We start from the raw sequence: 18,183 nt of genomic DNA on the forward strand, positions 1-18,183 counted from the left end.
TTAATTTATTTTTAGTTAATGGTGACTTAATGCATCGATGAAGTCGGCGCCGGGCATGGGTTTTCCGAACAGATAGCCCTGCAGGAAGTTGACGTGGTGTGCGGTCAGATAGTCAGCCTGTGCCGGAGTTTCTACACCTTCGGCAACAATACCCAGATCGAGCTTGGCGGAGAGTTCGATAATCGTGTCCAGAATATGCCGCGACAGCGCATCAATGCCGATCATCGCGACGAAACTCTGGTCGATCTTGAGAAAATCGACATTGAATGTCCGCAGGTAGCCCAGGCTTGAATGGCCGGTACCGAAGTCGTCGATGGCGATCATCACCCCCAGCGTGTGCAACTGCTCGAACAACTGGTGCGTGATATCGGTTGGTTCAATCAGCTCGCGCTCGGTCAGCTCCAGCACCAGGTTGATACTGCCGGGGGCAAATACGGCGAGAAACTTGCGACAGTCTTCGACCAGTTGCAGATCCTGGCAGTGGCTGGCGGTGATGTTGATGCCGATGTGGAACGGTTTGTCGAAGTCCGCCGACAATGGACCGAGCAGGGCGGCAGTCTGCTGCATCAGCGAACGGGTCATGGGCACGATCAGGCCTGAATGTTCGGCAAACGGAATGAACAGGTCCGGACGCACCAGACCTTCCTTGGGGTGATTCCAGCGCATCAGCACTTCAGCACCGGACCATTTCCGGCTGTCGCCATGCACCACCGGCTGGAAGTAGGGAATGAATTCGCCCGCCTCCAGCGCGCGCAGCATTTCATGGCTGGGCGAGGTGGCGCGCCGTTGCAGGACGTGGGCGATAGCGCCCGCAATTACCCCGAAAAACATCAGCAGGCTGAACAGCGGCGGGTATTCGCCGGCCATGTAGCGCCACGTCTGCCCCTGCGGGAAGCCGGCACTGACACTGAAGGCATAGCGCGAAGACGCGAGCATGCTTTGCGCCACCGGCAACGGCGGCAGGGCGCCCTGATGCACTTTGCCATCGGCGGACAGCCAGTTATCGCCGACTTGCAACAACAGCAGCGTCTGCCGGCCGATCAGTCGCAGGATGTTGCTCAGGTGATAACCATCGAGGGTGGTCAGCGCGCCACCGCGACCTTCGCTGAGCCGATACACCAGCAGCGCGGTGTTGGGCGTGACGGGGTTGCCATTCATCAACCACAGTTTGCCCTGCGCATAGTCGCCCGGGTTCACGGCCTCCTTGAACTCCCCGAACAGCGAGCTGCAATAGAGGTTGTTGTCCCACACCAGATTGGTCGAGCGCACAAAAGGTCGACGCGTCACCTGTTCACGCAAGGCCAGTTTCACGCTGTCGCAGGGCTGGCCAGCCAATGGCAACAATTCGCTGGCGGCCTGGGCGGTGTTGTCGAGCATCAGTTCAAACTGGCGCAACGCCTCCTCGGCAGTATTTTGTGTGCTCTGTTGCAAAGCGCGTCCGGCTTGCAGATACAGAATCCCGCCGCCTAGCAGGACGGGCAAAACACCACAAAGCAGGCTCACAAAAATGCGTACGCTGCGTTTGCGGCGGGGTCTGACGGTCAAGGGCATTGGCGCATCCTGTCGCGATGGGGTGGAACTCTCGAATGCAGGCCTGGCAACGGCGCACCGGTGAAAAACAGCGAAGTCAGAAGGGATGATAGATGGCCGTTGGCGCTTGTGCCGCTCACGGCTGGTTGATCTGCGTGGCGAGTTCGATAAATGCCCGCGTGGCGGGCGAAGCCTGACGCTGATCGAGGACAGCGAGGCCGATCAGGCGTTGTACCGCCGGCAACAGCGGTTTCCTCAGGTAACGCGGCGCTGGATCGTCCGGCAATGAGCCTTCGGCGACGACGGTGATGGCATCGCCCCGGCTGACGACGTCCAGCGTACTGAGCAATTGCGAGCAGCGGTAGCGAATGTTCGGTTGCAGGCGCGCGGCAGTGAACAGACGTGAAACCAGTTCCGATGACCCGGCCTCGGTCAGCACAAAGGGGTCGGCACTCAAATCCCGGAGGCTCAGCGCCGCACGTGCGGCCAATGGGTGATCGAGCGGGAGCAGGGCAACCATCTGGTCTTCGACCAGAGCAAAAGTATCGAAGCGCTCCTCGGGCAACACCACAAAACCGACGTCGATTCGCCGCTCCTCCAGCCACTGCAGCACCTGCCGATCCGGTCCCTCATCAATGTGCACTTCAATGCCCGGATGCACTTCGCGATAGCGCTGCAGAATCTTCGGCAGCAACTTGATCGATGACGTCGGGCCGAATGAGCCGATACGCAACGTGCCGGTTTTCATGCCTCGCGCATCGGCCGCTTCCTGGCGCAGGGTGTTGGCCAGACCGAGCATGGCCCGTGCGCGCTGCAGCAGTTGCTCGCCGATGTCGGTGAGCTCCACCTGCGACTGGTGCCGCCGCAACAACTCCACGCCCAACTCCTGTTCCAGCGATTTCATCGCGTGGGATATCGCCGACTGCGAAATCCCCAGACGATGGGCGGCGAGGGTAAATCCGCGCAGTTCGGCGACCAGCGAGAAGATCTCCAGTTGCGTGAGGGTCATGAGTGTTTGCTCATTTTACGATGAGAGGGCATGAGGGGGATGATACGCCATCCTTCAACTTCTTTCGTTTGGAACATCATGCGCAACCTTGAGCAAACCCACCTAACGGCCTCCGACCGGCCGGTTTACCTGACGCTGGCAGCGGTTACCATGATTTGGGGCGGGACCTTTGTCGCCGGGCGTTTTCTGGCGGGCAGCCTCAGCCCGTTGTTCGCCGCCAGCCTGCGCTTTCTGCTCGCCAGCGTGGCGTTGCTCGGGTTTCTGTGGATAGCGCGTATCCCGTTGGCACGACCGACACCCGGGCAATGGCTGCAACTGACGTTGCTCGGGTTCTTCGGGATTTTCTTCTACAACCTGTGCTTCTTTTATGGTCTGCGGTACATCAACGCTTCACGGGCTTCGTTGATTGTCGCGTTGAACCCGGCCGTGATCGGTCTGGCCTCGTGGTTGTTGTTCAAGGAGCGCCTGGGTCGGGCGAAAGTCGCCGGTATCGCGATCTGCATCACGGGCGCCGGCCTGGTGATTGTCAGCCGTGACCCGCGACTACTTGCCGTGACACCCGATACGTGGATCGGTGATCTGTTGATTTTTGGCTGCGTGTTGAGCTGGGGTGTTTACTCGCTGTTTTCCCGGGGGCTGAACCAATCCATCGGCCCGCTGCAGACCGTGACCTTTTCCGTGTTGATCGGCAGCGCGATGCTGTGGACGCTGGCAATGTTGCGTGGCGAGGTCAGCGGAGCAGCCTTGATCAACCTCGGCACGGCACAATGGCTGAGTCTGATTTACCTCGGCGTGTTCGGCTCGGCGCTGGCCTACATCGGCTACTACAACGGCATTCGCAAAATCGGCGCGACCCGATCCGGCGTGTTCATTGCCCTGAATCCGCTGACCGCGGTGGTGCTCGGCGCGCTGCTGCTCGGCGAGCAACTGACGTTGAGCATGTACCTGGGCGGCGGGTTGGTGCTGACCGGGATTTACCTGTGCAACAAACCCCTTGCACCGATGCGAAAAAGGCGGATTTTATAGAGAGGGCAGACAACCCTATTTACGCTGTGTAGAATCCGGTTACGCATACAATAATAAACGTCTTCTGGCAGCAGAAGCCTCGCCCGCAAGAGCCTTGGGTCGACAATGAAGATATTCGGGTTTCAACTGATCTACGGTGACTTCCTCGCCCGCAGTGTGCGAGGCATCTCCTGCGCACCTCCCGCCGGTCTCAGCATTACTGACAACTAACTCTGGTTAATTGATAAGAATGATGAGGCGTCACCATGACCGATTTATACGAAAACCCAATGGGCCTGATGGGCTTTGAGTTCATCGAGTTCGCATCGCCGACTCCTGGCACCCTGGAGCCGATCTTCGAGATCATGGGCTTCACCAAAGTCGCGACCCACCGTTCCAAGAACGTGCACCTGTATCGCCAGGGCGCGATCAATCTGATCCTAAACAACGAACCCAACAGCGTCGCCTCGTACTTCGCCGCCGAGCATGGCCCGTCGGTGTGCGGCATGGCGTTCCGCGTCAAGGATTCGCAGAAAGCCTACAACCGTGCCCTGGAACTCGGCGCCCAGCCGATCCACATCGAAACCGGCCCGATGGAGCTGAACCTGCCGGCGATCAAAGGCATTGGCGGTGCGCCGCTGTACCTGATCGACCGTTTCGGCGAAGGCAGCTCGATCTACGACATCGACTTCGTGTTCATCGAAGGCGTTGACCGCAACCCGGTCGGTGCCGGCCTGAAGATCATCGATCACCTGACCCACAACGTGTACCGCGGCCGCATGGCCTACTGGGCCAACTTCTACGAGAAGCTGTTCAACTTCCGCGAGATCCGCTACTTCGACATCAAGGGTGAATACACCGGCCTGACCTCGAAAGCGATGACCGCACCGGACGGCATGATCCGCATCCCGCTGAACGAAGAGTCGTCCAAGGGCGCCGGGCAGATCGAAGAATTCCTGATGCAGTTCAACGGCGAAGGCATCCAGCACGTGGCGTTTCTCACCGACGACCTGGTCAAGACCTGGGATCAGTTGAAGAAGATCGGCATGCGCTTCATGACCGCGCCGCCGGACACCTACTACGAGATGCTCGAAGGCCGTCTGCCGAACCACGGCGAGCCGGTTGATCAACTGCAATCGCGTGGCATTCTGCTCGACGGCTCGTCGAACCCGGACGACAAGCGCCTGCTGCTGCAGATCTTCTCGGAAACCCTGATGGGCCCGGTGTTCTTCGAATTCATCCAGCGTAAAGGCGATGATGGTTTCGGCGAGGGCAACTTCAAGGCCCTGTTCGAATCGATCGAGCGTGATCAGGTGCGTCGTGGTGTGCTTGCGACTGAGTAATCCGCCACCAGAATGAAAAAATCCCGGCTTGCAGTCATGCACAGCCGGGATTTTTTTGCGTCAGCAAAACTGTGGGAGCGGGCTTGCTCGCGAATTCGGTCTTTGGTTCAAGGTCTTTGTTGACTGAACTGACGCTTTCGCGAGCAAGCCCGCTCCCACAGTTGTTTTGTGGTGCGATTAAGGGCGGCGTTGCCGCATCAGGTGCTTGAAGCCTTCGAAGACCAACACCACCACCGCCAGCCAGATCGGAATGTACGTCAGCCACTCACCCGCCTTGATGCTTTCACCGAGCAACAGCGCCACGCCGAGCAGCAATACCGGCTCGACATAGCTGAGCAGACCAAACAGGCTGAACGGCAGCAAGCGGCTGGCAATGATGTACACCACCAGCGCCGAAGCACTGATCAGACCGAGCAGCGGAATCAGCCAGAGCAAGCCCGGGTACTGATCGAACACGCCAAAGCCTTGCTCACCACCGCGCACGAACCAGTACGCCACCGGCAGCATCAAGGTCATGTCGACCCACAGACCGCCCAGGTTGTCGGTCTTCAGGCGTTTGCGCAGTACGAAATACAGCGGATACCCGACCACGACCACCAGGGTCGCCCAGGAAAACCCGCCGACCCGATACAGCTCGTTGGCCACGCCGAGAATGGCAAAGAACACCGCGATTTTCTGCAGGTACGACAGGCTGTCGCCGTACACGATGCGTCCGGTCAATACCATCGCCAGCGGCAGCAGGAAATAACCCAGCGACACGTCGAGGCTGTAGCCGTTGAGCGGCGCCCACATGAACAGCCACAACTGCACGCCGAGCAATGCCGCCGAAACGATCAGGCCGCCGATCAGCTTTGGGGTGCCGGCCACGCGGCGCAGCAACTCCAGCACTCTCCGCCATTCCCCCGACACCAGCATGAACACGGTCATGCACGGCACGGTCAGCAGCATCCGCCAGCCAAAGATTTCCACGCCGCTCAATGGGGTGAGCAGCGAGGTGTAGTAATACATGACGGCAAACAGCACCGAGGCTGAAACCGATAGAGCGATACCTTTAGACAAACTGTCCTCGCGGGTGGGTGATCAAACAGGGCGCGCAGGATACGTGGTTTTTGTGCTGAATATTGGCCGAGTGATCAATATTTCCCACATCTTGAAGATAAGCACAAAACCTGTGGGCGTGATTGAGTTCGCGAAGAAGGGGCAGACTCCAAATTTTTAGTGACGGAGCCAACGCTTTCGCGAGCAAGCTCGCTCCCACAGTGTATTGGTGTCGAATACAAGGTTTGTATCCGGCGACAATCTCTTGTGGGAGCGGCCTTGCTCGCGAAGCTTTCAGGCCGAACGCGGTTTACGGCCCGACACAAAATGGCTCACATCGTTGAATCCCGGTGTCGAAGCATGCCCCGGTGTCACCAGCGAGTCGATAAACGCTTCATCCTCCGCCGTGATCTGCACCGCCTGCGCCTTGGTGTAAGCGTCCCACTGCTGTTCGGTACGCGGCCCGACAATCGCCGAGGTCACCGCGCTGTTGTTCAGCACCCAGGCAATCGCGAACTCGACAATCCCGACCCCACGGCCTTGGGTGTACTGCTGGATCTGCTGGGCGATGCGCAGCGATTCCACCCGCCATTCGGTTTCCAGAATGCGTTTGTCCTGACGCCCGGCGCGGCTGTTGGCGTCCGGCGCCGCATCCGGTGCGTACTTGCCGCTGAGCACGCCGCGAGCCAGCGGGCTGTAAGGCACCACACCGAGGCCATAGGTTTGCGCGGCACTGATCTGCTCGGTTTCGGCCTGACGGTTGACGATGTTGTACAGCGGCTGGCTGATCACCGGACGGTCGACTCCGAGCTTGTCAGCGATACGAATCACCTCGGCAATCCGCCAGCCGCGATAGTTCGACAGGCCCCAGTAACGGATCTTGCCCTGGCGAATCAGGTCGCCGATCGCCGACACGCTGACTTCCAGTGGCGTGTTGTGGTCTTCGCGGTGCAGGTAATAGATGTCGAGATAGTCGGTGCCAATACGGCTCAGGCTGGCCTCCAGACCATTGAAGATGTGCTTGCGGCTCAGCCCGCTGCGGTTCGGCACACCGTCCACCGGGCCGAAACCGACCTTGGTCGCCAGCACCCACTCATGCCGATTGCGGGCTATCGCCTCGCCGACGATCTCTTCCGAGCGGCCGTTGGTGTACACGTCGGCGGTGTCGATGAAATTGATGCCCTGATCCCAGGCCTTGTCGATGATGCGTAGCGAATCCTCGGCGCTGGTCTGCTCGCCAAACATCATCGTGCCGAGGGTGAGGGTGGACACCTGCAACCCCGAGTGCCCCAGTGTGCGATAGCTCATGCCGAAATCCTTTTATCGGAGGGAAAACTCCAATCAAATACCAGAAGCATCCGACGCCGCAAAGTGAATTATCGGCTCAGCGCTGCGCAACGAGTCTGCAAAAACGCCTGCAACACCCGAACGCGTTCGGACACCTGCACCCGATGCGGACACAGCAGATTGAACGGCACGCTCTCGCCATGCCAGTCATCGAACAGTGTCAGCAGGCGCCCGGCGCGAACGTCTTCGGCGACGTCCAGCCAGGCTTTGTAGGCGATGCCATGCCCGGCCAGCGCCCAGCGCCGTGCGACTTCGCCGTCATCGCTGAAGTAGTTGCCATGGACTTCAACTTCCAGCGTTTCGTCCTCGCGACTGAAACGCCAGGTGTTGTAGGGCCGACCATTGCGCAGGTAGAGCAGGGCGCTGTGTTCGCGCAGTTCGCCGGGATGTTGCGGTGTGCCATGGCGATCCAGATAGTCCGGACTGGCGCAGGCAACACGGCGATGTTCGGGCAGAATCGGTATCGCCACCAATGTCGAATCACTGGGCACGCCAAAACGCAGAGCGACGTCCACGGTTTCGCGGAACAGATCGGCGTGGCGATCGTTGAGCAACAGTTGCAGCTGAATATTCGGGTGTTCACGTTTGAAGTCGTCCAGCCACGGCAACAACACGTTGCGCCCGAAGTCCGAGGGCGCGGCCAGTTGCAGCACACCGTTGAGCCCTTCGCCGTGTTGCCTGAGCGCTTGTTCACCTTCGGCCAGTGCGCCGAGGGCAATGCGCACACTGTCGAGATAGCGCCGACCTTCTTCGGTCAGGCGCATGCTGCGGGTGGAGCGCGCGAGCAAGCGGGTACCGAGACGGGTTTCCAGCCTCTTCAGTGCAATGCTGGCAGCGGCCGGCGTCAGTTCCAGCGCGCGGGCAGCGGCGGAGATACTGCCGGAGTCGGCGACGCGGGCGAAGATCTCCAGATCGAGAATCGAGCTCATTGGTAAAAATCCTTTAAAGATCAGTGCGTTTTTGCGGGATTTTTCCGTGATTGGCAAGCACGGGCGCGGCAATCAATGAGCAAAAAAAGAACGCAGCCTGCGGCAGCTCCTACAGGGAAACGCGTATTTGCGTGTAGGAGCTGCCGCAGGCTGCGATCTTTTGATCTTGAAGCGTGATTAAGCCCGCAGCGTCCGCGTCATGCGCAACGCCAGCAAGCTGCCGCCGACAATCACACCGGCCAGCAGATACAACGCCGCATCGGTCGAACCGGTGCTGTCCTTGACCCAACCCACCAGGTACGGGCTGAGGAAACCGGCCATCTGCCCCATCGAGTTGATCAACGCCAGACCACCGGCCGCGGCACCCGCTCTCAACAGGGCGGTCGGCACCGGCCAGAACATCGGCAGACCGGTCAGTGCGCCCATGGTGGCGATGGTCAGGCCGAGGATGGCGATGGCCGGGTTGGCGGCGAAGTTCACCGCAATCAGCAGACCGAGCGCGCCCATCAGCATTGGCACAACTAAATGCCAGCGACGTTCTTTGCGCAAGTCCGCCGAACGCCCGACCAGCAGCATGAATACCGCCGCCAGCAGATACGGAATCGCGCTCAGCCAGCCGATCACCAGGTTGTCGCTGAAGCCGAGGTTCTTGATGATCGACGGCAGCCAGAAGTTGATCGCGTACACGCCGCTCTGGATGCAGAAGTAGATCAGGCCGAAGGCCCAGATCGCCGGGTTCTTGAACACCGCGAGCAGCGAGTCCGAGGTGGTTTTCGGTTTGTTCGCCAGGTCTTCGGCCTGATCCGCCTCAAGCACCGCGCGCTCGTGCGGGCTCAGCCACTTGGCATTGGCGAAGCTGTCGCTAAGCAGGAAATAGGCGAGGGCACCGAGGATCACGGTCGGAATGCCTTGCAGCAGGAACATCCATTGCCAGCCGGCCAGTCCACCTTGCCCGGCGGCGAAGTGATTGAGGATCCAGCCGGAGAACGGGCTGCCAAGCAGGCCCGAGACCGGAATTGCCGACATGAACAGTGCCATGATCCGTCCACGGCGGAACGTCGGGAACCACTGCGAGAGATACAGCACCACACCGGGGAAGAACCCGGCTTCGGCGGCGCCGGTGAACAGGCGCAGGGTGTAGAACTGAGTCGGGGTGGTGACGAACAACAGGCAGGTCGACAACGTGCCCCAGGTGATCATCATCAGCGCGATCCAGCGGCGCGGGCCGAATCTGGTCAGGGCCAGATTGCTCGGCACGCCACACAGCACGTAGCCGATGAAGAAGATCCCGGCACCGAGGCCGTACACGGTTTCACTGAACTTCAATGCGTCGAGCATCTGCAGTTTAGCGAAGCCAACGTTGACCCGGTCGAGGTAGTTGAACAGGTAGCAGATGAAGATGAAGGGGATCAAACGCAGGGTGATGCGTTTGTAGACGGCGTCTTTACCGTCATCGATGGTCTGGGTAGCTGCGGCGCTCTGCGACATAGCGGCTCTCTCTTTATTATGATTTTTTGCGATGCACAGGTTAACGTTGATCGCCGTGAGAGTCTCGGCCACCTGTGGCCGGATTGTCTTTGTGCCTGAGCACAGGGTTTGCCGCCAGACCCTGTGCGGGTGAACAACCGTCCGCCGCCGTTGCTTAAGGATTTTGCCGATCATGTTCGAACTCGATCACGACCTCGCTCAGGATATCGTCGACCGGGCCATGGCCATTTTGCCCTACAACGTCAATGTCATGGACAGCCAGGGCCTGATCCTTGGCAGTGGCGAGCCGGAGCGTATCAACACCCGTCACGAAGGCGCGCAACTGGTGCTGGCCAACGGGCGGGTGGTGGAGATCGACGCGCAAACCGCGGTGCATTTGAAGGGCGTGCAGCCGGGGATCAACCTGCCGCTGCTGCTCGATCAACGCCTGATCGGCGTGCTTGGCATTACCGGCGAACCGGAGCAACTGCGCACCTACGCCGAACTGGTGCGCATGACCGCGGAAATGCTCGTCGGCCAGCGCAATCAACAGGCCGAGCAGCAATGGCGGCGCCAGCGTTGCGATGACCTGCTGGCGTTGCTGTTGAGCGAAGCCGGGGATTCGCCGCGACTGGTCGATGAGGCGCAGCAATTGGGTCTCAAACCGCAATTGACCCGGGTGCCGTATCTGTTCGAACTCGGTCTGGAACATGGGCCGGGGCAAACCGTCGAGGCCTTGAGCGCCTGGTTGACTTCGCGCTACCCGGACAGCTGGTGCGTCAGTTCGGCCAAGTCATCGCTGCTGTGGTGCCGGCCCGCAAGTCAGACGGTTGAGCATGATCGTTTGCTGGAAAAGCTTGATGGCCTCGGCTGGAACATTCTGCGCATCGCCGTCGGCGGGCAGGCGGATGGCCTGGCCGGTTTACGCCGCTGTTATCGGCGCGTCGGCGATCTGCTCGCCTATGGCCGGGATGTGCTGCCGCAGTCGCGACTGCTGACGCTCAATCGTTATCGCCTGCCGGTGATGCTCTGGCGCCATCGCAACGATGATGCGCTGGATGAACTGCTCAAGCCGTTGCGCAAAGTCATCGCCAAGGACGGCAATGGCCAGTTGCTCGCGACCCTGCGCAGTTGGTGTGAACACGATGGGCAGAGCCAGGCGTGCGCCGATGCGCTGGGCATTCATCGCAACAGCCTGCGTTATCGGATGGAGCGGATTGCCGAGTTGAGCGGGGTAGATCCGCTGAAGCTCGACGGGATGCTGGCGCTATATCTCGGGGTGCAATTGCTGCCGCAGATTGATCCGGGCTGATCGGGTGTTTTCACCGACGCCTTCGCGAGCAAGCTCGCTCCCACATTTGAAATGCATTCCTCTGTGGGAGCGAGCTTGCTCGCGAAAGCGTCGGTACATTCGACATAGGCTTTTGTAGAAATGAACAACAATCGCCAATCCCGCTTGTGCAGCGGACAGGCGTCAATGCGCAGGCCGACTGGCAGCATGATGAGCATTGGAACTGGAGAATTCGCATGAAGATCGTCATCGCCCCCGATTCGTTCAAGGACAGCCTGAGTGCTCAAGGCGTTGCCGAGGCTATTGCCTTGGGGCTGGCGCAAGTCTGGCCGCACGCGACGCTGGTCAAATGCCCGATGGCCGACGGCGGCGAGGGCACGGTGGAGTCGATTCTTGCCGCTTGCGAGGGCGAACTGCGCCGCACCCGAGTGCGCGGGCCGCTGGGTGCGCCGGTCGACGCCGCGTGGGGCTGGCTGCCGCACAACCACACCGCGATCATCGAAATGGCCGAGGCCAGTGGTTTGCAATTGGTGCCTACGGGGCAGCGCGATGCCTGCATCACCAGCACCTTCGGCACTGGCGAGCTGATTCGCGCCGCGCTGGATGCCGGCGCGCAACGGGTGATTCTGGCGATTGGCGGCAGCGCCACCAACGATGGCGGTGCCGGTGCGATGCAGGCGCTCGGGGTGAAATTGCTCGATGCGCAGGGGCAGGCGCTGGTGCCGGGTGGTCTTGCCTTGGCGCAATTGGCCCGTCTTGATCTGAGTGATCTGGATTCGCGTCTGGCCCAGGTACGCTTCGACATCGCCGCCGACGTCAACAATCCGCTGTGTGGCCCGCATGGCGCCTCGGCGATTTTCGGCCCGCAAAAGGGCGCGTCAGCTGCACAGGTGCAGCAACTGGATCAGGCGCTGGAGCACTTCGCCGGGCTCTGCGCGCAAGCGTTGGGCAAGGACGTTCGCGATGAGCCGGGTAGTGGTGCGGCAGGTGGCCTGGGTTTTGCGGCGAAGGCGTTTCTTGGCGCGCAATTTCAGGCTGGCGTCGAAGTGGTTGCCGAGCTGGTGGGCCTGGCCGAAGCCGTCAACGGCGCCGATCTGGTGATCACCGGCGAAGGGCGTTTCGACGCGCAGACCTTGCGCGGCAAGACTCCGTTCGGCGTGGCGCGGATCGCCAGGCAGCACGGTGTGCCAGTGATCGTCATCGCCGGGACTTTGGGCGAGGGCTATCAGGAGCTTTACGGCCACGGCATCGACGCGGCATTCGCCGTCACCAGCGGCCCGATGACCCTGGAACAGGCGTGTGCCGAAGCGCCGCGCTTGTTGCGCGAACGGGCGACGGACATCGCCCGGGTCTGGCAGATGGCTAAACTCAATAGCTGACGCCCTGAAGATGTTGTGGCGAGGGAGCTTGCTCCCGCTCGGCTGCGCAGCAGTCGTCAATCCGGCTGATGCGGTGAGACTTATGATACGTGGTGGCAGGTTATAGGGCCGCTTCGCAGCCCAGCGGGAGCAAGCTCCCTCGCCACAGAAGTAGGCCAAGCTTCACGGTGTTTCAGTGGTGAAACACCTTGAAAAATACTTGAGATTTGCACGAAACCTTCCTGAAGAGCCGCCGATACAGAGATCAGGCGCACACAGATTCCCTCGAACAGTGACGCCGTACTGGCCCCGCCCCCCAAGGGCCAGTGATGACGGCAAGGACGCTCGCAGCTACCTCTATCCGAGAGTCCAACCATGTCCTTGCGTAACCTGAATATCGCGCCCCGTGCCTTCCTCGGTTTTGCCTTTATCGCCTTGTTGGTGATTGTCCTTGGTGTGTTCGCCGTCAACCGCATGTCGACCATCCGCCAGGCCTCCCTCGACATGGATACCAACCAACTGCCCAGCGTCACTTACCTTGGTGTGGTGACGGAAAACGTTCTGCGCCTGCGGATTCTGTCGTTCCGGATTCTGGTCAACCGCGACCCGGCAGGTCTGCAAGAAGCGCAAACGCGCATCGGCGTGCTGGTGGACAAGGTGCGCAGGGCTCAGGCCAGTTACGCCGCGTTGCCGGCAGAGAGCGAAGAGCGTGCGTTGTATCAGACGTTCGCGACCACGCTCGACAACTACCTGCAAGCGCAAAACCAGATGATGGAGCTGTCGCGTCAGGACAAGGTCGACGAGATGCGTACGTTGATCAACACGCGGATCAAGGACGGCACCGACCAGATGGGCGAACAGCTCAACAAGCTCATCGCCATCAACGCGGCGGGGGCGAAAGTCGCCTCCACTCAGGCCGGCGAGTATTACGACAGCGCCATTACCGGTATCGTGATCGTCGCTGTGGTGGCGGCACTCGCCACCGTACTGCTGGCCCTGCTGCTGACTCGCAGCATCGTCACCCCGTTGAACCGTGCGGTACTGGCAGCGCAAACCATCGCCGGCGGCAACTTGACCCAGTCCATCGAAGTCGACGGCAAGGACGAAGCCACACAGCTGTTGCAAGCGCTGGCGACGATGCAGACCAACCTGCGTCAAACCATCGAACAGATCGCCGGTTCCGCCACTCAGTTGGGCGCGGCTGCCGAAGAGCTGAGCGCGGTCACCGAAGAAGCCTCCCGTGGCCTGCAACAGCAGAACAACGAGATCGAACAAGCCGCCACCGCCGTCAACGAAATGACCGCCGCCGTGGAAGAAGTCGCACGTAACGCGGTGTCGACGTCCGAAGCCTCGAACCAGTCGACCCAGGCCGCCCGCGAAGGTCGCGATCAAGTGGTGAAAACCGTCGACGCGATCCAGACCATGACCCATGACGTGCAGAGCACCGCGCAAATGATCGAAGGCCTCGCTGCGCAGGGTCGTGACATCGGCAAGGTGCTCGATGTGATCCGCGCTATCGCCGAACAGACCAACCTGCTGGCCCTCAACGCGGCGATCGAAGCGGCGCGTGCCGGTGAGGCCGGACGCGGATTTGCGGTGGTGGCGGACGAAGTGCGTGCCTTGGCACATCGCACCGCGCAATCGACTCAAGAAATCGAAAAAATGGTCGCCGGTATTCAGAACGGCACCGGCGAAGCGGTTTCGTCGATGCAGCAAAGCAACCAGCGTACCCAAACCACCCTGGAAATGGCCCGCGCTGCCGGCGTGGCGCTGGAGCAGATCACCCAATCGATCCATCAGATCAACGAACGCAACCTGGTGATCGCCAGTGCCTCGGAAGAACAGGCGCAGGTCTCGCGTGAGGTCGACCGCAACCTGGTCAACATCCGTGATCTGGCCACGCAGTCCGCCGCCGGGGCCAACCAGACCAGCGCTGCGACCCATGAACTGTCGCGTCTGGCGGTGGATTTGAATGCAATGGTGGCGCGGTTTGTGATTTGAGAAATACGCAGTTGCCTGAAGTGGGACGAACCAGATGAGTGTTCGGCCCACCTCGAAGAGTCAGCGCTTCAAGACAGGTCCACTTTGACTTGCTTAAACGAAGATTGTTGCCCAAGGTTTCCTGCACGATCGCGCAGCCTGTAAAACGCGAACATCGTGCCGGAGCCTATCTCACGGATAATCGCGCCACTCAGTTTGATAACGGTAGGTGAAGTTGCGTCATGCACCGTTTTAATGATGACTGGCTCCGCCGCAAGTGAGCCAAAGTGAAATTCGATGCTGTCGCAGGCTCGCTGCTGCATATAGGTGGCAATGGTTACCAGAACTTCATCATTGTTGGCGGCGAGATACTGCTGGGTGATCCCCTCAATGTCGATTTCTGGTGGAAATTGCGGAGGTTCTCCCGGATTGCCGAAGTTGGGAGCCGTTAGATCGACCGTAATCGGCGTGCTCGCGGCCATGGCTTCATTCCCGCCAATATTGACGATATATGAAACCTCGTGCTCGCCTTCCTGTGCCAGGTAGGTCTCAGGAATATGGGCCGCAAATGGGAAAAGCGCCGGGTCGATGGGTGTCGTAAAAGGATAGTCCGCCACCGGTTTCTCATTTAACAACAGCGTCAACAGTACTTGCACTGGCACTGGTTCAGGAGGTGAACACTGCCAGTCTGGAATCAACACCTTTAGTGGCGATACCAATGCACTCAATGGCAACAGGTTAACCTGACTGCCAGGGAAATCGGGTAGCGCATCGGGGATTTCCGGTGCGTCCAATAAGAGGATTTTTTCATTCAGATTCGTCATCGTTTCAACACTCCGTCGTTTCGATTAGAGGGGGCCGCAGTTGTTTCCTCATGTTGATTAAGCGAGCGTTTGTGAAGTGAGTCTACTGTCAGCTCTGACAGGTAGTCAGCGGTCTGCTAATCGACCACAGTACGAAGTTCTTCTTTAAATTCATCCAAAGGACAAAGCGGCTGGCGCGGTTTGTGATTTGACCTAGGGTGAAGGCTGGAGACCGCGCAATCAGGAGACGTGCATGCGCTATTCAGCCTTGACCCAACGCATCGCCGGGGACGGAGCCGCTGCCTGGCAGATTCATGACCGAGCGCTGGAGCTGCGCGCCGAGGGGGTCGATATCCTGCTGCTGAGCGTGGGCGATCCGGATTTCGACACGCCGTTGCCGATCATCCACGGCGCCATCGACAGTCTGCTGGCCGGCGATACGCATTATTCCGACGTGCGCGGACGTTTGGCGCTGCGCAAGCTGATCGCCGCCCGCCATCAGCGGCGCAGCGGTCAGGTGGTGGATGCCGAGCACGTGATCGTACTGCCCGGCGCGCAATGTGCGGTGTATTCGGTCGCGCAATGCCTGCTGGATCCGGGTGACGAAGTGATCGTCGCCGAGCCGATGTACGTGACCTATGAAGGTGTGTTCGGTGCCTGTGGTGCCACGGTGGTGCCGGTGCCTGTGAAGCCGGAGAACGGTTTTCGCGTTGATCCCGCCGATGTTGCCGCGCGGATCACGCCGAAGACCCGCGCGATGTTGCTCAACAGTCCCAATAATCCTTCCGGCGCGAGTCTGTCCCTGCTGATCTGGCAAGAGCTGGCGGCGCTGTGCGTGCGTCACGATCTGTGGCTGATCAGTGACGAGGTTTACAGCGATTTGCTCTACGAGGGCGAACACATCAGTCCGGCGAGTCTGCCGGGCATGGCCGAACGCACGGCGACCATCAACAGCCTGTCGAAATCCCACGCCATGACCGGCTGGCGCATTGGCTGGTCGATCGGGCCAAAAGCCTTGGCTGAGCATCTGGTGAATCTGTCGTTGAGCATGTTGTTTGGCCTTCCGGACTTCGTGCAGAAAGCCGCGCAAGTGGCGCTGGAAAGTGATCTGCCGCAGGTGACGCAGATGCGCGAGGAATACCGTTTGCGCCGCGATCTGGTCTGCGAGCGCTTGCGCGGCTGCCCGGGGCTGCAACCGATTCGCCCGGATGGCGGGATGTTCGTGATGGTCGATGTGCGCCAGACCGGGTTAGGCGCGCAGGCGTTTGCCGAGCGCCTGCTGGAAGGTTACGGGGTTTCGGTACTGGCCGGTGAGGCATTTGGGCCGAGCGCGGCGGGGCATATTCGCATCGGATTGGTGCTGGATCGGGTGCAATTGGCAGATGCCTGTGCGCGGATTGCGTTGTGTGCGGTGCAGCTGTTGCAGGCGCGCAGTGCCTGAGAGATGGGTGTTGTTTGAGCCGGCCTTTTCGCGAGCAAGCCCGCTCCCACAAGGGACTGGGTTTTCAGGCGGGCGAGTCGAGGTTGTCGAGGGCGCGGTTGCCGGTCAGTTCGCCGAGCATCACGACTTGCTGAGTGCCTAGCAGGGTCTCGCTGTCGGCGGCGTCGTGAAGTTTTTTGAGTCGATGGATTCGTAGGGCGACGTCGGGTCTGAGTCCGGGTTTAATCACGGCCATCAGAACCCCAGCGGGTACTGAATCACCACATAAATCCGGTCGATATCATCTCCGGCCTGCACCTCGTTGGCCCGGTGCGAGACGTGCGACAACTGCACCGACAGATCCTTCGCCGCACCCGACTGCACGATGTATTTCAGATCAATATCCCGTTCCCAATGTTTGCCGTCTGCGCCTTGCTGCGGCTGATAGTCACCAGTTTCGGCATCGAACGGGTTGTACGCGCCGCCCTTGGGCGCGTGAGTGCCGTCGATGTGGTCGCCGGAGACGTAGCGGGTCATGAACGTCAGGCCAGGGATGCCGAGAGCGCCGAGGTCGAGGTCGTAGCGTGCTTGCCAGGAGCGTTCGCCGGCGCCGTTGAAGTCGGCGTATTTGATCGAGTTGGCGAGATAGATCGAGTCGCCACCCACGAAGTCGAACGGTGTGTCGCCGTTGATGCGTTGCCAGCCGAGCATGACCGCGTGCGGGCCGAAACTGTACTTGCCGGACAGGCTGAACGCGGTGTTGTCGATCGCCCCGGCTAGCGCGCGACCGGTATCGCGGGTGTGGTAGAGGTTGGCGTCGAGCAACAGGCCGGACTGTTTGAAATGCAGATTGGCGTAGTACTGATGCCAAGTGTCAGTCAGGTCTGAGGCGTAAAGCGATCCTCCCACCGGACTGTCGCAGAACAGATCGGCGCCGAAAAAACTGATTCCGCCGGCCTCGGTGTTGGCGCCGTAACCATAAAAGTCGCCGCGGCCTGAGGAGCTGTCCTGATTCTTGAATGCGGTGAAGCGGCCGGCCGTGAAGTTAACGTTGTCGATTTCTTGGCTGTTGAGCAGCAGGCCCGTGGCGTATTCCGGTTGCAGGCGTTTGTCCGAGGTGTCGAGCACCGGCGTTTCCACGGTCATCTCGCCGAACGCGAGGATGGTGCGCGAAACTTTCAGTTTGAACGCGCCGCCCGCGCTGGAGTAATTCGGTTCACTGCGACCACTGCTGTCGACCGGCAACAGCCCCGTGCCGGAATGTCCTTTGCCGCCATCGAGTTTCAGGCCGAGAAAGGCGTGGGCATCGATGCCGAGTCCGACAGTGCCCGGCGTGTAGCCAGAGGTGAACGTGCCGATAAAACCCTGGGCCCATTCCTGTTTATAGTTCTTGCCGGAGGGAGAGAGCGAGCGGTAGTCGTTGCTCAGGAAGAAGTTGCGGCTGAGCACTTCGGTTTTGGCGTCGTTGAAGAAGTCGCTGGCGAAAACAGTATCGGTCGCTGCGCACAGCAGGGCCAACAGTGCAAAGCGTGGTGTCGAGGGAGCCATCGTGAGTGACCGACAATCAGGGAAAGTCTCCGATGATGGGCACGATCAACCGGGCTGGATTGAGCTGATGTGCTGAGTTCAAGGCATACCTGATTCCGTTGTAGGCCTTCGCCTG

General features: G+C 60.2%; 15 protein-coding genes. 6 read left to right on the forward strand and 9 right to left on the reverse strand.

The window, feature by feature from the left end:
* Positions 1-15: 15 nt before the first annotated feature.
* Both CKW11_RS01170 and CKW11_RS01175 read right to left on the reverse strand, forming a co-directional pair.
* Complete coding sequence (locus CKW11_RS01170) at positions 16-1,551, reverse strand: EAL domain-containing protein (protein WP_095135680.1); 1,536 nt, start codon at positions 1,549-1,551, stop codon at positions 16-18.
* A 115-nt stretch (positions 1,552-1,666) separates the two neighbouring features.
* The gene (locus CKW11_RS01175; RefSeq protein WP_095135682.1) at positions 1,667-2,539 is read right to left on the reverse strand and encodes a LysR family transcriptional regulator; all 873 of its coding nucleotides are present in this window, start codon (positions 2,537-2,539) and stop codon (positions 1,667-1,669) included.
* Between the two features lie 78 nt (positions 2,540-2,617).
* On the opposite strand from CKW11_RS01175, the gene CKW11_RS01180 reads away from it, so the two are divergent.
* Positions 2,618-3,565 carry a DMT family transporter gene (locus tag CKW11_RS01180; protein ID WP_095135684.1) on the forward strand — a complete coding sequence of 316 codons (948 nt, stop codon included), beginning with the start codon at positions 2,618-2,620 and terminating at the stop codon, positions 3,563-3,565.
* 245 nt (positions 3,566-3,810) lie between these two features.
* Positions 3,811-4,887, forward strand: coding sequence for a 4-hydroxyphenylpyruvate dioxygenase (gene hppD, locus CKW11_RS01185; RefSeq protein WP_095135686.1), 1,077 nt, complete (start codon positions 3,811-3,813; stop codon positions 4,885-4,887).
* 177 nt (positions 4,888-5,064) lie between these two features.
* Here hppD and rarD read toward each other — a convergent pair whose 3' ends face one another.
* The 4 genes from rarD to CKW11_RS01205 all read right to left on the reverse strand — a co-directional run bounded on the left by rarD (position 5,065) and on the right by CKW11_RS01205 (position 9,689).
* Positions 5,065-5,946, reverse strand: coding sequence for an EamA family transporter RarD (gene rarD, locus CKW11_RS01190; RefSeq protein ID WP_095135688.1), 882 nt, complete (start codon positions 5,944-5,946; stop codon positions 5,065-5,067).
* A gap of 273 nt (positions 5,947-6,219) precedes the next feature.
* Positions 6,220-7,233 carry an aldo/keto reductase gene (locus CKW11_RS01195; protein ID WP_095135690.1) on the reverse strand — a complete coding sequence of 338 codons (1,014 nt, stop codon included), beginning with the start codon at positions 7,231-7,233 and terminating at the stop codon, positions 6,220-6,222.
* 68 nt (positions 7,234-7,301) lie between these two features.
* Positions 7,302-8,201 (reverse strand): LysR family transcriptional regulator, encoded by a 900-nt coding sequence (locus CKW11_RS01200; protein WP_095135691.1) that lies wholly within the window; start codon positions 8,199-8,201, stop codon positions 7,302-7,304.
* Positions 8,202-8,378: 177 nt separating this feature from the next.
* Positions 8,379-9,689, reverse strand: a complete 1,311-nt coding sequence (locus CKW11_RS01205; RefSeq protein ID WP_095135693.1) for an MFS transporter — start codon at positions 9,687-9,689, stop codon at positions 8,379-8,381.
* 172 nt (positions 9,690-9,861) lie between these two features.
* Here CKW11_RS01205 and CKW11_RS01210 point away from each other — a divergent pair, with 172 nt between their 5' ends.
* The 3 genes from CKW11_RS01210 to CKW11_RS01220 all read left to right on the forward strand — a co-directional run bounded on the left by CKW11_RS01210 (position 9,862) and on the right by CKW11_RS01220 (position 14,318).
* Positions 9,862-10,980, forward strand: a complete 1,119-nt coding sequence (locus tag CKW11_RS01210; RefSeq protein ID WP_095135695.1) for a sugar diacid recognition domain-containing protein — start codon at positions 9,862-9,864, stop codon at positions 10,978-10,980.
* 215 nt (positions 10,981-11,195) lie between these two features.
* Complete coding sequence (locus tag CKW11_RS01215; RefSeq protein ID WP_095135697.1) at positions 11,196-12,338, forward strand: glycerate kinase; 1,143 nt, start codon at positions 11,196-11,198, stop codon at positions 12,336-12,338.
* 354 nt (positions 12,339-12,692) lie between these two features.
* The gene (locus CKW11_RS01220; RefSeq protein WP_095135699.1) at positions 12,693-14,318 is read left to right on the forward strand and encodes a methyl-accepting chemotaxis protein; all 1,626 of its coding nucleotides are present in this window, start codon (positions 12,693-12,695) and stop codon (positions 14,316-14,318) included.
* Positions 14,319-14,386: 68 nt separating this feature from the next.
* Here the strand turns inward: CKW11_RS01220 and CKW11_RS01225 are convergent, their stop codons facing one another.
* Positions 14,387-15,121, reverse strand: a complete 735-nt coding sequence (locus CKW11_RS01225; protein ID WP_095135701.1) for a hypothetical protein — start codon at positions 15,119-15,121, stop codon at positions 14,387-14,389.
* 232 nt (positions 15,122-15,353) lie between these two features.
* Here CKW11_RS01225 and CKW11_RS01230 point away from each other — a divergent pair, with 232 nt between their 5' ends.
* Positions 15,354-16,541 carry a pyridoxal phosphate-dependent aminotransferase gene (locus tag CKW11_RS01230; protein ID WP_095135703.1) on the forward strand — a complete coding sequence of 396 codons (1,188 nt, stop codon included), beginning with the start codon at positions 15,354-15,356 and terminating at the stop codon, positions 16,539-16,541.
* A gap of 64 nt (positions 16,542-16,605) precedes the next feature.
* Here the strand turns inward: CKW11_RS01230 and CKW11_RS28550 are convergent, their stop codons facing one another.
* Together CKW11_RS28550 and CKW11_RS01235 are read right to left on the reverse strand one after the other, a co-directional pair.
* Complete coding sequence (locus tag CKW11_RS28550) at positions 16,606-16,776, reverse strand: hypothetical protein (RefSeq protein ID WP_159974157.1); 171 nt, start codon at positions 16,774-16,776, stop codon at positions 16,606-16,608.
* Positions 16,776-18,068, reverse strand: a complete 1,293-nt coding sequence (locus CKW11_RS01235) for an OprD family porin (protein ID WP_095135705.1) — start codon at positions 18,066-18,068, stop codon at positions 16,776-16,778. The genes CKW11_RS28550 and CKW11_RS01235 overlap by 1 nt, the downstream gene beginning before the upstream one ends.
* Positions 18,069-18,183: the final 115 nt, after the last annotated feature.

The sequence above is a fragment of the Pseudomonas sp. Irchel s3a10 genome (assembly GCF_900187525.1).
GTDB lineage: Bacteria > Pseudomonadota > Gammaproteobacteria > Pseudomonadales > Pseudomonadaceae > Aquipseudomonas > Aquipseudomonas koreensis_G.